11 protein-coding genes are annotated in these 13,505 nt (G+C 71.5%); 4 read left to right on the top strand and 7 right to left on the bottom strand.

The window, feature by feature from the left end; genetic code table 11:
- Positions 1 to 57: 57 nt before the first annotated feature.
- Genes GKS42_RS16075 through GKS42_RS16065 form a run of 3 tightly spaced genes read left to right on the top strand, consistent with a single transcriptional unit; the run spans position 58 to position 4,222 of the window.
- Complete coding sequence (locus GKS42_RS16075) at positions 58 to 2,607, top strand: metallophosphoesterase (protein ID WP_154794745.1); 2,550 nt, start codon at positions 58 to 60, stop codon at positions 2,605 to 2,607.
- Between the two features lie 39 nt (positions 2,608 to 2,646).
- The gene (locus tag GKS42_RS16070; protein WP_154794744.1) at positions 2,647 to 3,426 is read left to right on the top strand and encodes a vitamin K epoxide reductase family protein; all 780 of its coding nucleotides are present in this window, start codon (positions 2,647 to 2,649) and stop codon (positions 3,424 to 3,426) included.
- Between the two features lies 1 nt (position 3,427).
- Entirely contained in the window at positions 3,428 to 4,222 is a 795-nt protein-coding gene (locus tag GKS42_RS16065) for a metal-dependent transcriptional regulator (RefSeq protein ID WP_232847694.1), read from the top strand.
- A 136-nt stretch (positions 4,223 to 4,358) separates the two neighbouring features.
- On the opposite strand, the gene GKS42_RS16060 is transcribed toward GKS42_RS16065, so the two are convergent.
- From GKS42_RS16060 to GKS42_RS16030, 7 genes are all read right to left on the bottom strand, one after another.
- Positions 4,359 to 5,405, bottom strand: a complete 1,047-nt coding sequence (locus GKS42_RS16060; protein ID WP_154794743.1) for a hemolysin family protein — start codon at positions 5,403 to 5,405, stop codon at positions 4,359 to 4,361.
- Complete coding sequence (locus tag GKS42_RS16055; protein ID WP_154794742.1) at positions 5,402 to 6,823, bottom strand: hemolysin family protein; 1,422 nt, start codon at positions 6,821 to 6,823, stop codon at positions 5,402 to 5,404. Before GKS42_RS16055 ends, GKS42_RS16060 begins: the two co-directional genes overlap by 4 nt.
- A gap of 223 nt (positions 6,824 to 7,046) precedes the next feature.
- Positions 7,047 to 7,892, bottom strand: coding sequence for a nickel pincer cofactor biosynthesis protein LarB (larB, locus tag GKS42_RS16050; protein ID WP_232847693.1), 846 nt, complete (start codon positions 7,890 to 7,892; stop codon positions 7,047 to 7,049).
- The gene (larE, locus tag GKS42_RS16045) at positions 7,885 to 8,751 is read right to left on the bottom strand and encodes an ATP-dependent sacrificial sulfur transferase LarE (protein ID WP_154794741.1); all 867 of its coding nucleotides are present in this window, start codon (positions 8,749 to 8,751) and stop codon (positions 7,885 to 7,887) included. Before larE ends, larB begins: the two co-directional genes overlap by 8 nt.
- 3 nt (positions 8,752 to 8,754) lie before the next feature.
- Entirely contained in the window at positions 8,755 to 10,200 is a 1,446-nt protein-coding gene (gene gndA, locus GKS42_RS16040; RefSeq protein WP_154794740.1) for an NADP-dependent phosphogluconate dehydrogenase, read from the bottom strand.
- 205 nt (positions 10,201 to 10,405) lie between these two features.
- The gene (locus GKS42_RS16035; protein ID WP_154794739.1) at positions 10,406 to 11,434 is read right to left on the bottom strand and encodes a Gfo/Idh/MocA family protein; all 1,029 of its coding nucleotides are present in this window, start codon (positions 11,432 to 11,434) and stop codon (positions 10,406 to 10,408) included.
- A gap of 36 nt (positions 11,435 to 11,470) precedes the next feature.
- The gene (locus GKS42_RS16030) at positions 11,471 to 12,298 is read right to left on the bottom strand and encodes a sugar phosphate isomerase/epimerase family protein (protein ID WP_154796763.1); all 828 of its coding nucleotides are present in this window, start codon (positions 12,296 to 12,298) and stop codon (positions 11,471 to 11,473) included.
- A 144-nt stretch (positions 12,299 to 12,442) separates the two neighbouring features.
- Between GKS42_RS16030 and GKS42_RS16025 the strand changes: the two genes are divergently transcribed.
- Positions 12,443 to 13,447, top strand: coding sequence for a LacI family DNA-binding transcriptional regulator (locus tag GKS42_RS16025; RefSeq protein WP_154794738.1), 1,005 nt, complete (start codon positions 12,443 to 12,445; stop codon positions 13,445 to 13,447).
- Positions 13,448 to 13,505: the final 58 nt, after the last annotated feature.

Below are 13,505 nucleotides of genomic sequence, written 5' to 3'. Positions count from 1 at the left end.
GGACCGACTGGCGGGCCGAGTGCGCGGGGAGTCCCGGGTCAATGTGAAAATCGACGTATGAGCGACAAGCCCATTGAGCCTGACGACGAACGGAACCCGAGCGACGTCAACGAGCCCAACGCGGCTGCCGAGCCTGACGGTATCGGCGGACCCGACGTGGACTCGACCGGACCGGATGACGCCGGCACGGCGAACGGTGCTGATGGGGTCACTGTCGAGCCGCCGGAAGATGACGGCAGCGTGGCGGAGGCCTCGGACCGGTCCTCGGCGGGTCAAGCGGACCGTGACGCCGACCCGGAGGTAGAGGGGCACGTCGCCGCAGGACCGTCCGATGATGAGGCCAGCGCGGCCGATGGTGAGGTCTCCGGGACTGACGGGATCGACGATGAGGCCAGCGCGGCTGATGGTGACGTACCCGGGACTGACGGGATCGACGATGACGCCAGCGCGGCCGATGGTGACGTACCCGGGACTGACGGGAACGACGACCAGGCCAGCGCGGCGGCTGATGGCGACATCGCCGGGACCGACGCGACTGACGACGCGGCCATCGCGACTGGTGAAGCGGCCGGCGCGGGCGCACCGATGAAGGCCGACGGGGAGAGCGACTCGGACGCGTCAGCACCGCCTGCTCGGCACCGCTTCGAGTGGTGGCACCGCCAGCGCCCACGCACTCGCCGCACCATCCGGGCTGTGGTCGCGTTCGTGCTCACAGGTCTGTTGTCCCTCCTCGCCGGGGTCATGACAGCCGACTTCGAAGGCTCCCTCGGTCCACACCGGGCCGACTACAGCGTGCGCCTCAACGGGGAGGTCACGGTGGACATGGGCCCGCTGGGCGCCCTGATCGTCGACTCGCCGCTGCCGCTGAACCTCGGCGTGGACGTGCTGGTCAAGGAGATCCCGATCGAGCTGAGCACGCCTCAGACCGACCCGGTGGTGGGCCTCACGTCCGACCTCACCAGCTACAGCCAGTTCCTGGCCAACCCGGAGGCCGCGATCTCCGATGCCGCATACGGTCTCGTGCTGGACGTCGTCTCTCGGTGGATCCTGTACTGGACGGTGCTGCTGGTCGGCGTCGCCCTCGGCCGGCTGGCGGCGCACGGTGTGCTCCGCGAAGCGGTCAAGAGTGCGTGGGCGCGGCAGGGCGTGCCGGCCCTGAGCGTCGCGCTGGCGGTGGTACTCGTGGGGCTGCCACTCGTGGAGGCGACCCAGACCTCGGGCGGGGTGGGGCGGACCTCTCGCATCCTCGCCGACACACCGTTGGCCGAGGCGCGGATCACCGGCCGGCTGGCGACCCTCGTGGACCACTACGGCGGGTACGTCGTGGACGCGATCGATGACAACACCGAGTTCTACGCCGAGGTGCAGACGAACCTCGAGGCCGCATATGCCGCCGAGGCGGACCCGGTCGCCCCCGCCGAGGGTGAGACACCGCAGGAGAGTCCGTCGGGGGAGTCCGGGACCGAGCCGACCAATCCGGCAAGCGACGCGGGTGCGGCCGCGGCCGGCACCGACGACTCCGGCACCGACGACTCCGGCACCGACGACTCCGGCACCGACGACTCCGGCACCGACGACTCCGGCACCGACGACTCCGGCACCGACGACTCCGGCACCGACGACTCCGGCACCGACGACTCCGGCACCGACGACTCCGGCACCGACGACTCCGGCACCGACGACTCCGGCACCGACGACTCCGGCACCGACGACTCCGGCACCGACGACTCCGGCACCGACGACTCCGGCACCGACGACTCCGCCGTCGGCGACTCCGGCACCGACGCAGCCGACACCACCGAGAGCGACCCCGAGCTCGTCACGATGCTGCTCGTCAGCGACCTGCACTGCAACGTCGGGATGGCCCCGGTGGTCGGGGCCGCGGTCTCCGCCTCGGAGTCCTCGCTCGTGCTGAACGCGGGCGACACGGTGATGGGTGGCACGTCGGTCGAGTCCTACTGCGTGAACGCGTTCGCCCGGGGCATCCCCGACGGCGTCCCGGTCGTCGTCTCGGACGGCAACCACGACTCGGTCACCACGGCCGACCAGGAGGCGAACGCCGGCTGGACCGTGCTGCACGGCGAGCCGGTCGACGTGCAGGGCATCCGGATCCTCGGCGACACCGACCCCACCCTCACCTCGCTCGGGGCACCGACCCGTCCGGAGCGGGACGAGACGATCAACCAGATGGGCAACCGGATCAGCCAGCTCGCATGTCAGCTCCAGGAGGACGACGAGCCTGTGGACATCGTGCTCATCCACAGCCCGTTCGCCGGCCGGCAGTCCGTGGAGGCCGGTTGTGCGACGCTGAGCATCTCGGGGCACCTGCACCGTCAGGTGGGTCCGCGCCAGCTCGGTCTCGGGCTGCAGTACACGTCGGCGAGTACCGCCGGCGCGGGCAGCGGCACGCCGACGATCGGACCGCTGCAGAACCCGTCGGTGATGACCGTGATCCGCTGGGACCCGGAGGCCAGCCTGCCGGTGGACTACCGGCTGATCACGATCGACCCGGACGCGAGCGTTGACATCTCCGACTGGTTCGCATTCCCGGAGGTGCCCGAGACGTTCGTCACGGGGGACGCGGAGGGCAACCCGGCCGATGAGTGAGTGGCCGGCATGTCCCATACTGGTGTCAGGATTCCCGACGTGACGGAGCCGAAGACCTTGAGCCTCGATCAACCGACCAGCGCGAGCGCTGACCTGCCGGCCGGCGCGGACGACCTCGACGCACGCGCCGCCGAGGACCGCACCGATGCCGACGACTTCGCCGACGACGATCTCGACGACGAGTTGGAGCCGGTCCCGCCCGCGGGTGCGCGCAGTGTGCCGAACGAGCACGAGCGCCTCGGCGGCTCCCGTCGCGAGTACGCGATCCTCACGATCATCGCGGGCCTGGCCGGCCTGTGGGCATCCGTGCGACTGACCCTCGACTACTTCGAGGTCATCAAGGACCCCAACTTCACGCCCGCCTGCGACATCAACCCGCTGATCGGGTGCGGCGTGTTCCTGGCCAGCGAGCAGTCCAGCGCGTTCGGCTTCCCGAACGTGCTGATCGGGCTGATCGCGTTCCCGGTCGTCATCACCACCGGGGTCCTGCTGCTGGCCGGGTTGCGCCTGCCGCGCTGGTACTGGCGTGGGTTCTTCGCCGGCACGGTATTCGCGATCGCGTTCGTGACCTGGCTGCAGGTGCAGGCCCTCACCCAGATCGGCGCGCTGTGCCCGTACTGCCTGGTCATCTGGGCGGTGATCATCCCGCTCTTCGTGCACACCACGGCGCGCTCGGTGCAGAACGGCGCGCTGCCCGGTGGGCCGGGCCTGCGCTCGTTCCTGGTCGGGAACCGCTGGATCATCACGGCGCTCTGGTACCTGCTCGTCGTCGCGGCAGCGGTGCTCGCGTTCGGCGAGAAGTGGCTGCTGGTGTTCTGAGGTGGTCACCACGAACGAGCCGGCGACGGCGCAGCAACAGTTCTGCGCAGGCCTCACCCTGGCACCGGGGGTGCGTTGTGAACACCCGGACGCGGGTGTGGCCGGAGCGCTCGCCCCGTCTGGGGGCGACGTCGCCGCCGAGGCGGGCGCCGACGGCGGGTCGCTGCGTGTCGACGACGTCGAGCTGCCCACCTCCAATGTCACGCAGGACTACCTCAAGGCGATCTACAACATCGGCGAGTGGGGTCCCGACGGCGCCAGCACCTCCGAGCTCGCCGCCCGCCTCGGTGTGGGCGCGCCGACGGTCTCGGAGAACGTGCAGCGGCTGGCCGGCGCCGGGCTCGTCCACTACAAGCCGTACCGCCGCGTCAGGCTGACCGTGCAGGGACGCCGGGTGGCCCTGGCGATGGTGCGCCGGCACCGCCTGATGGAGACCTACCTCGCCCTGCAGCTCGGGTACGGGTGGGACGAGGTCCACGACGACGCCGAGCAGCTCGAGCACTCCGTCTCGGACCGGCTCCTCGGCCGGATGGACGACGTGCTCGGCCACCCGGCCCGGGATCCGCACGGGGACCCGATCCCGCAACCGGACGGCACTGTGGCGCTGCCGCGGGCGCACCGCCTGGATGACGTCACGCCCGGGCAGCCGGTGCGGATCGCCAGGATCAGCGATGCCGAACCGGAGCTGCTCCGGGAGATCTCCGAGGCCGACCTGGACCTCGACACCGAGATCGAAGCCGGCGCGGTCGACCTGAGCACCGAGGCGACCGCCGCCATCTGGGTGACCCGGGCCTGACGCCCGAGGCGACCCCGACCCGACTGCCGCCCGCGCGACGCGGGCGACCGGCCGCCGTCGGGCCCGTTCGGACTGAGGGCGACCGGCCGCCGTCGGGCCCGTTCGGACCTAGGGCGACCGGCCGCCGGCGGGTGCGTCAGCGCGCCGGCAACCGCCGCGAGTCGTCCCGGATCACGCCGACCAGCTCCTCGAGCACGTCCTCCAGCGTGACCACGCCGAGCGGGGCGCCATCGGTGTCCAGGACCTGGGCCAGGTGCGCCCCGCTGCCCTGCATCGCGGCGAGCACCGACCGCAGCGAGTCGGTGGCGCGCACGTCCGGCAGGGTCCGCACCACGTCGGCCGGCACGGGACGCTCCCGGCGCAACGGGTCGGTCTCGAGCAGATCCTTGATGTGCACGTAGCCACTCAGGGTGCCGTCCTGGCGGCGCAGCGGGAACCGGGAGAAGCCCTCCGCGGAGACCGACTCGGCCCCCGCCGGGCTGACCCCCTCGGGCAGCGTCCGCAGCGTCGCCATCGGCAGCAGCACCGACCGCACGTCCCGGTCCGAGAACTGCAGGGCGCCCATGAGCAGACGTTCGTCGTTCAGCTCGATCAGCCCGCCGGAACGGGACTCCGAGACCAGCGACGCGACCTCGTCCCGCGTGAACGTGCTCGCCACCTCGTCGCGGGGCTGCACCCGCATCATCCGCAGGATCAGGTTCGCGAGGGCGTTCAGGACCCACAGCAACGGGTACAGCACCCGCACGATCACGGTCAGCGGCGGCGCGAGCGCCATCGCCATCCGCTCCGGGCCGGCCAGGGCGATGTTCTTGGGCACCATCTCTCCGAGCACCACGTGCAGGTAGGTGACGAGCGAGAGCGCGATCACGAACGAGATCGGGTGCACCAGCGCGTCCGGAACCCCGATCGCTTCGAACGGCACCTCGAGCAGGTGCGCGATGACCGGCTCGCTGATCGACCCGAGCGCGAGCGAGGCGATGGTGATGCCCAGCTGCGCGCCGGCCATCATCATGGACACCCGCTCCATCGCTCCCAGGGTGATCCGGGCGCGACGGGAACCCTCGAGGGCGAGCGGTTCGATCTTGGTACGCCGAGCCGAGATGAGCGCGAACTCGGCGCCGACGAAGAACGCGTTCAGGGCCAGCAGGGCGAGGGTCAGCGGAATCCCGACGGCGGCGCTCACCGGTGGTCCTCCCGCTCGCTCGCATGGTCGCTCCGGTGGGTGGGCGGCGCGTGCTCGCCGTCCTCGGGCTCGACCGGCCCGAGCACGGCGATCCGCACGGACTCCACGCGGTGCCCGTCGAGGTCGAGCACGTCCAGCCGGAGCCGTTGCCGATCCTCACCGGGTACCTGCGCGCTGATCAGCTCGATGCTGTCGCCGACGACGGCCAGTCGGCCGAGCTCGTCGGCGACGAGCCCACCGAGGGTGTCGTAGGCCTCATCCTCGGGCAGTTCCACGCCGAGCAGTTCGCTCGCCTCGTCGACCCGCATCAGGCCCGGCAGGTGCCAGCTCCCGTCCGCACCCGCGGCAGGGACGAACTCGTCCGTGTCGTGCTCGTCGCGGACCTCGCCGACGATCTCCTCGACCAGGTCCTCGAGGGTGACCAGCCCGGCCAGGGAGCCGAACTCGTCGATGAGCAGCGCCATCTGCAGGCCGCCGGCGCGCAGGTCGTCGAGCAGCTCGTCCAGCTCCAGGGAGTCCGGCACCAGCGTCGCATCGGTGACCACGGTGGCGACCGCGGTCTGTGCGCGCTGCTCGAACGGCACCGCCAGGGCGCCGCGCACATGCGCGAGGCCGAGCACGTCGATCTCGGTGTGCCCGTTCTCCTGGACCACCTCGATCACGGGGAACCGGGAGTGCCCGGACTCCTTCGCGGTGGTGATGAGGTCGTCGAGGGTGTCCTGCGGGCGCAGGCTGACCATCTGGGAGCGGGGGGTCATCGCATCCCGGGCCCGCCGGTCGCCGAAGGCGAGGGATCGCTCGACGAGCTCGGCGGTGTCCTCGGCGAGGGTGCCGGAGTTCGCGGAGTGGCGCACCAGCGCGGAGAGCTCCTCGGCGGACCGGGCCGAGGCCAGTTCCTCCTGTGGCTCGATGCCGAGGCGGCGCAGGATCGCGTTCGCGGTGCCGTTGAAGAACCGGATCGGCCAGGCGGTCGCCTTCGTGAAGCCGCGCTGGAACCCGGCGACCGCGCGGGCGGTGGCCAGCGGGGCCGCGATCGCAAGGTTCTTCGGCACGAGCTCCCCGAAGATCATCGTGATCGCGGTGGCCAGCACGAGCGCGATCGTGAGCGCCACGGACGAGGCCGCAGACGCGCTCAGCCCGGCGTTCTCGAGCCCGGGGCCGACCAGGCGGGCGATGGCGGGCTCGGCAAGGAAGCCGATGCCCAGGTTCGTGACGGTGATCCCGAGCTGGGCGCCGGACAGTTGGGTGGACAGGGTCCGCAGGGAGGTCAGGACCCCCTGGGACTTGCGGTCACCGGCAGCGGCCTCGCGCTCGACGGTGGACCGGGGCACGGTGACGAGGGCGAACTCCGCGGCGACGAACGCGCCGCAGGCCGCCACCAGCACCATGGCGAGCAGGAGCAGTGCGACCTCCGTCATCGGATGGCCGCCTCGCGGTTGTGCGGGCCGCGGGGCCCGGGTTGATGGCCCTCCGGATCGTCATCGTCCGGTTGGGGCCAGGGTCTGTGACTCTCCGTATCGGAGGCTGGCGTCTCGGCGCCGGACCCTGTGTCGTCGGTACTGTCATAGTCGCCGGTGGCGCCCATGTTCTCCATCCTGGGTGTGCGTCAGCCCCCGCGGATCGCGAGGGCTGCGGATCATGTTACCGATCGTTCGGGCCGGAACTCACGTCCGGGGTCGCAGTGGCCGCGATCTGGGCGGCCAGGTGACCACCGCCGTACCCGTTGTCGATGTTCACGACGCCCACGCCCGGGGCGCACGCGTTCAGCATCGACAGCAGCGGGGCCAGGCCCGAGAACGCCGCGCCGTAGCCGACGGACGTGGGCACGGCCACCACCGGGGCGCTCACCAGGCCCGCGACGACGGCCGGCAGCGCGCCGTCCATGCCGGCCACCACCACGATCGCCGCGGCGGAGCGGAGCAGGTCGAGCCGGGCCAGGACGCGGTGCAGCCCGGCCACGCCGACGTCCATCACCAGTTCGGTGCGCCGGCCAAGGTAGCGCGCCGTGAGCTCGGCCTCACGCGCCACGGGCAGGTCGGAGGTGCCGGCCGCGGCCACGACGACCAGGCCGCCGGTGGGCTCGGGCGGCGTCGGCGGCCACGCGACCAGCCGCGCTTCGCGGTCGTCGACGGCGTCCGGCAGCTCGGCGAGGATCGCTGCGGCGTGCTCGGCGCTCGCCCGGGTGAACAGCACGGCCGACGGCGTCTGCTCGGCGGCGCGGGCGGCCTGCGGTTCGTCGCTGGGAGCCTCGCCCGAGGACGTCTGCTCGCCCGGGTGGGCGGAGACCGGCCCGCCGTCACCGCCCGCGGCGAGCGACGCCGTCGCCGACCGGTGCCGGGCCGCGTACGCGGCCGCGATCAGCGCGACCTGCGCGGTGCTCTTGCCCTCGCAGTAGACCGCCTCGGGGTAGCCGCGGCGGGCGCCCCGGTCGTGATCGAGGTCGACGAGCCGGCTCAGCTCGGGCGGGGGAGTCCAGCCGTCAGACACCGCGGCCCTCGACCAGTGCCATCGTGAACGCGCCGGACTGGATCCCCTTGAGGTCCACGGCGGCGAAGGCGAACCCGGCGCCGGTGACGAGGGTCTGGATCTGCTCGCGCAGCCCGGGCTCGGCCGCTCGTGGAATGTCCTCGGTGAGCAGCTCGATCCGGGCGATCTCGCCGTGATGGCGCACCCGGGAGTCGGCGAACCCGAGCCGGCGCAGGCCGGCCTCGACGGTCTCGATCTGCCCCAGCTTGGCCGGGGTGACCTCCTGGTGGTGTGGGATCCGCGAGGCCAGGCACGGGGCCGCGGGCTTGTCCGCGTTCGGCAGGCCGAGGGACCGGGCGATCGCCCGCACCATCGCCTTGTCGACGCCCGCCTCGGCGAGGGGGCGCAGCACCCGGTGGTTCGTCGCGGCCTTGGCGCCGGGCCGGTCCGGCCGCTTCGCGTCGTCGGCGTTCTCGCCGTACGCGACGCTCACCAGGCCGTGCTCGGCCACCACCTCGTCCGAGATCCGGTTGAACAGCTCGTCCTTGCAGAAGAAGCAACGGTCGACGTCGTTGCGCTGGTAGTCGGGGTTCTCACCCTCGTGCGTGTGCACCTCGACCACCCGCGCACCGATGACGTCCGCCACCTCGTGGGCCGCTGTCCGCTCGTCGGCCGCGAGGCTCGGCGAGATGCCGAGGATCGCGACCACGTCGTCGGCGCCGAGGGCCTGCACCGCCAGGGCGAGCAGCACCGTGGAGTCCACGCCGCCGGAGTAGGCGACCCCGAGCGGTCCGGTGCCTTCCATCAGGGCACGGACCCGCTGTGCGCCGGCCACGATCTGGCCCGGTGTGAGGATGCTCAGCGTGGGCCCGTGCCCCATCGGTCAGGCTTCCTTGGTCTCCGAGCGGTCCGCGGACCACTCGGTGTGGAACGTGCCCTCGACGTCGACGCGCTGGTAGGTGTGCGCACCGAAGAAGTCCCGCAGCCCCTGGATCAGGGAGGCGGGCAGTCGCTCCGCCCGGACCGAGTCGTAGTAGGACACGGCGCTCGCGAAGCCCGGCACCGGCACCCCGGCCAGCGTCGCGTCGGCGACCACCCGGCGCCAGCCCTTCTGGGCGTTCGCCAGGCCCTCGCTGATGCTCGGCGCGGCGAGCAGCGTCGGCAGGTTCCCGGCGGCGTACTCGGAGCGGATGCGCTCGAGCAGGCGGGCCCGGATGATACAGCCGGCGCGCCAGATCTTGGCGACCTCGGCCACGTCGATGTCCCAGCCGTACTGCAGGCTGCCGGTGCGGATGAGGTCAAGGCCCTGCGCGTACGCGATCACCTTGGACGCCCACAGCGCCTGGCGCACGTCCTCGATCAGGGTGGCGACGTCGTCGGGCGTGAACGTCTGGTCCGGACCGGACAGGTTGGCCTGGGCAGCGGCGCGCAGGTCCGTGTGCCCGGAGACGGACCGGGCGAACACGGACTCGGCGATCGTGTTCACCGGCACCCCGAGCTCGAGGGCGTTCTGCACGGTCCAGCGGCCGGTGCCCTTCTGCCCGGCGGCGTCCTTGATGACGTCGACGAGTGCCTTGCCGGTCTTGGCGTCCACCTGGTCGAGCACCTCGGAGGTGATCTCGATCAGGAACGAATCGAGGTCACCGGTGTTCCACTCGCGGAACGCGTCCGAGATCGCCTTCGTGTCCAGGCCCGCGGCCTTGAGCACGTCGTAGGCCTCGGCGATGAACTGCATGTCGGCGTACTCGATGCCGTTGTGCACCATCTTGACGAAGTGACCGGCGCCGTCCGGGCCGATGTAGGCGCAGCAGGGCTCGCCGTCGTACTTGGCGGAGATGTCCTCCAGGAGCGGCCCGATCTGGGCGTAGCCCTCCTTGGAGCCACCCGGCATGATCGAGGGGCCGTTCAGCGCGCCCTCCTCACCGCCGGAGATGCCGACTCCGAAGAAGTGCAGCCCGCGCGCACGCAGCTTCTCCTCGCGGACCCGGGTGTCCTCGTAGTTGGCGTTGCCGCCGTCGACGACGATGTCGCCCTCCTCGAGGTGGGGCAGCAGCGAGTCGATGGAGGCGTCGGTGCCGGCGCCGGCCTGGACCATCAGGATGATCCGGCGCGGGCGCTCGAGGCTGGCCACGAACTCCTCGACGGAGGTGGCGGGGACGAAGTTGCCGTCGCTGCCGTGGGCCGCGATCAGGTCGTCGGTGCGCGCCTGGGTTCGGTTGTACAGGGCCACGGTGTGCCCGTGGTTGGCGAAGTTGCGCGCCAGGTTGCGGCCCATGACCGCCAGTCCGACGACGCCGACCTGTGCGGTGGCGGTGGGGGACGAGCTCATCTTGGTGTCCTTCCGGATGGATGTGGTTGAGGTTCGGGCCGGCCCGGCGCGGCGGGCTCGGCGGATGGTCTAGATCGTGCCACGACGCCGGTGCCGGGGCGCGGCTGTCTCAGGTTCCGCACGGCTGCGCTCCGCCGGACGGGCCGACGGCGGGGCCGGCGGCTGGGCGGTCGGCGTCAGGTCCGGCGTGGAGTGGCGGTCGGCGTCAGCGCGCGCCCACGGGGAGCGCGACGGACTCGGCCGGCGCGCCGAGGTCAGGGGACTGCGCGTAGATGCTCTTCAGGATCGCCAGGGACTTCGCGGCCTCGGCCGGCGAGATCCAGAACGGCTCCGGGTCGTCGAGCGTGTCGTAGAAGTCGCCGATGAGCAGTTCGTGGGAGATGCCCCAGTAGGCGCGACCGCTCGAGGTGGCGATGCGCTCGGCGACATGCTCGGTGCGGCCGTCGGTGTACTGCACCCGCAGGTCGCCACGCATCGTCAGGGTCGCGCGCTCGGTGAGCACCTCGACGAACACCGGGGCGTTCACCGAGTGCGCGTTCGTGGCGAACATGACGGACCGGGCGCCGCCGGAGTGGTCCAGGATCAACTCGGCGGTGTCCTCGACCTCGATCGAGTCACCGAGCACGTGGGTGGCGGCGTGGCCGCGTACCTGCTCGACGTCGCCGAGCAGCCACTGGAGCAGGTCCACGGTGTGGATGGCCTGGTTGATCAGCAGGCCGCCGCCGCTGCGCGCCCAGGTGGCCCGCCACGGCTTGGCCTCGTAGTAGGCGGCATTGCGGTGCCAGTAGACACCCGCGGAGGCACCCTGCACGGCGCCGAGCTCACCGGAGTCGAGCAGTTCCTTCATGCGGGCGTTCGGGGCGTTGTACCGGTTCTGCAGGCAGACGGCCACCTTGACCGGTGCGCCCTCGGCGGCGGCGACGAGCCGCTCGCCCTCGGCGATCGTGTGCGCCAGCGGCTTCTCGGTGATCACGTGCACGCCAGCCTCGATCGCGTCGAGGGCGACGCTCACGTGCTGATCGTGCGGCGTGCACACGTGCACGACGTCCGGGCGGACCTCGGCCAGCAGCTGGCGGTGGTCGGTGAACGCCGGCACGCCGAGGCGGGCGCCGGTGGCCCGGGCCAGCTCGGGATCGGTGTCCGCGACGGCGACGAGGTCGGCACCGAGGGAGGAGATGGCTTCGAGATGGACGATCGAGATGTCACCACAGCCGATGACTGCCGCCGTTGGCACAGGGGTTCTCCTGACGAGAGTAGGTGGTACGCGGGCTCAGGCGAAGGGGATCTCTTCGGCCTTGAGCATGTCCGTGAAAGCCTGCCATGCCTCGGTGAAGAGTTCGGGACCCGAGAAGCCGCCGAGGCTGTGCGTCACGCTCAGGTGCGGCTCGAGGGAGAAGAACCCGTCGAAGCCGTCCCCCCGCAGCGCGCGGACGGTGTCGAGGAGCTCACCGTCGCCGCGGCCGGCCGGCACCACCTGCCCGTCGGCGAGGTGGGCGTCCTTGATCTGGATGTAGGCCAGGTGCGGGCGCAGCATCGCGTAGCCCTCGCTGAACGGGCGCACCCCCACCTGCACGAAGTTCGCCGAGTCCCAGGCCAGGCGGAGGTTCGGCGAGTCCACGGTCTCCACGATGTCGAGGCAGCGCTCGGGGATGTCCCCGTAGATCTCCTTCTCGTTCTCGTGCAGCAGCACCACGTCGGCCTCGGCGGCCACCTCGGCCAGGGCGCGCATCCGGTTGATGACCTCCTCACGCACTGCCGCGGGGTCGGTGTCCGGGCGCAGGAAGAACGAGAAGATCCGGATGTACGGCGCGCCGAAGTGCTTGGCGACGTCCGCCGCGTGGCGCATCCGGTCCAGGTGTGGCGCGAAGTCCTCGTCGATGAAGATCTTCCCGATCGGGGAGCCGATGCTGGAGACCTTGAGGCCGTGTGCGTCCAGGATCCGCTTCGCCTCGGCGAGCTGATCGGCGTCCAGATCGAGCACGTTCGTGTTCCACGCGCTGCGGAACTCGATGTGCGTCAGTCCGAGGCCGGTCGCAGTCGAGGCCTGCAGTTCGAGGTCGGGTGAGATCTCATCGGAGAATCCGGACAGGGTCCACATGGTCATCGCTCCTGGTCGAGGTGGCGGTACGGGCGGGGGACGTCGACGTCGGGGCGCGTCTGCATCCGATTGCTCAATTCAGTCAGCGGGGCCCTGGGACGGCAAGCGGTTGCCACTTGTTGCAGTTCCTCTTAGACTCGCCGCGTGGCAGCGCCGCCGGGAGGCAGATCCACCACGATCTATGACGTCGCCAAAGCCGCAGGGGTGGCGCCGTCCACCGTCTCACGCGCGTTCTCGCGACCCGGTCGCGTCAACGCCGAGACGGCCGAACGGATCCGCGCGGTCGCCGTCGAACTCGGGTACCGGGCGAACCCGCAGGCCCGCGCACTGTCCACCACCCGCACGTCGATGATCGCCGTGATCCTCGCGGACGTGACCAACCCGGTGTTCTTCGAGGTGGTCCGCGGCGCCGAGCTCGCCGCCTATGAGGCCGGCTACACGATGCTGCTCGCCGAGACGCAGGAGTCCGCGGAGCGGGAACGGGCCGTGCTGGAGCGGGCCCTGTCCACGGTGGACGGGATCGTGCTGACGAGCTCACGGATGTCGGACTCGGCGATCCGCCAGATCGCGAAGGTCAAGCCGGTGATCGTCCTGAACCGGGTGGTCACCGGGGTGCCCAGCGTGGTCACCGACAACCTGCGCGGGATGCGCCGCGCGGCCGAGCACCTCGGCGAGCTCGGCCACGAACAGATCTGCTACCTCGCCGGCCCGGAGGCGTCCTGGGCCGACGGGATGCGGTGGCGCAGCCTGCGCGAGGCCGCGATGGAGCTCGAGCTGCGGGTCCGGCGGGTCGGGCCGTTCGCGCCGACCGTCAACGGCGGCGTGGCGGCTGCGGCCGAGTGGGGCCGCCAGCGCACCACCGCGGTCGTCGCCTACAACGACCAGATGGCCATCGGCTTCATGCGCGGGGTGCGGGCCATGGGCGGGCAGGTGCCGCGGGACGTGAGTGTGATCGGCTTCGACAACTCCAACATGGCCGAGCTCGTCACCCCCGCGCTGACCACGGTCGCCGCGCCGCTGCACTCGCTCGGCGTGACCGCGGCCCGCAACGTGCTGGCGATCTCGCGCGGGGCCCAGGCCCGGGCAACCGAGGCCGTGGTGCTGCCCACCAAGCTCGTCGTGCGGGAGTCCACGATCGCTCCCGAGTGACGCCCTGCGGCAACACGTGGCAACGGGTTGCCAGCGCGGGCGGTCGGTCCGCGAGGAT

Source organism: Occultella kanbiaonis, assembly GCF_009708215.1.
GTDB lineage: Bacteria > Actinomycetota > Actinomycetes > Actinomycetales > Beutenbergiaceae > Occultella > Occultella kanbiaonis.
Note: the sequence above shows the minus strand (reverse complement) of the source record. Positions and strands in the feature narration are given on the sequence as shown.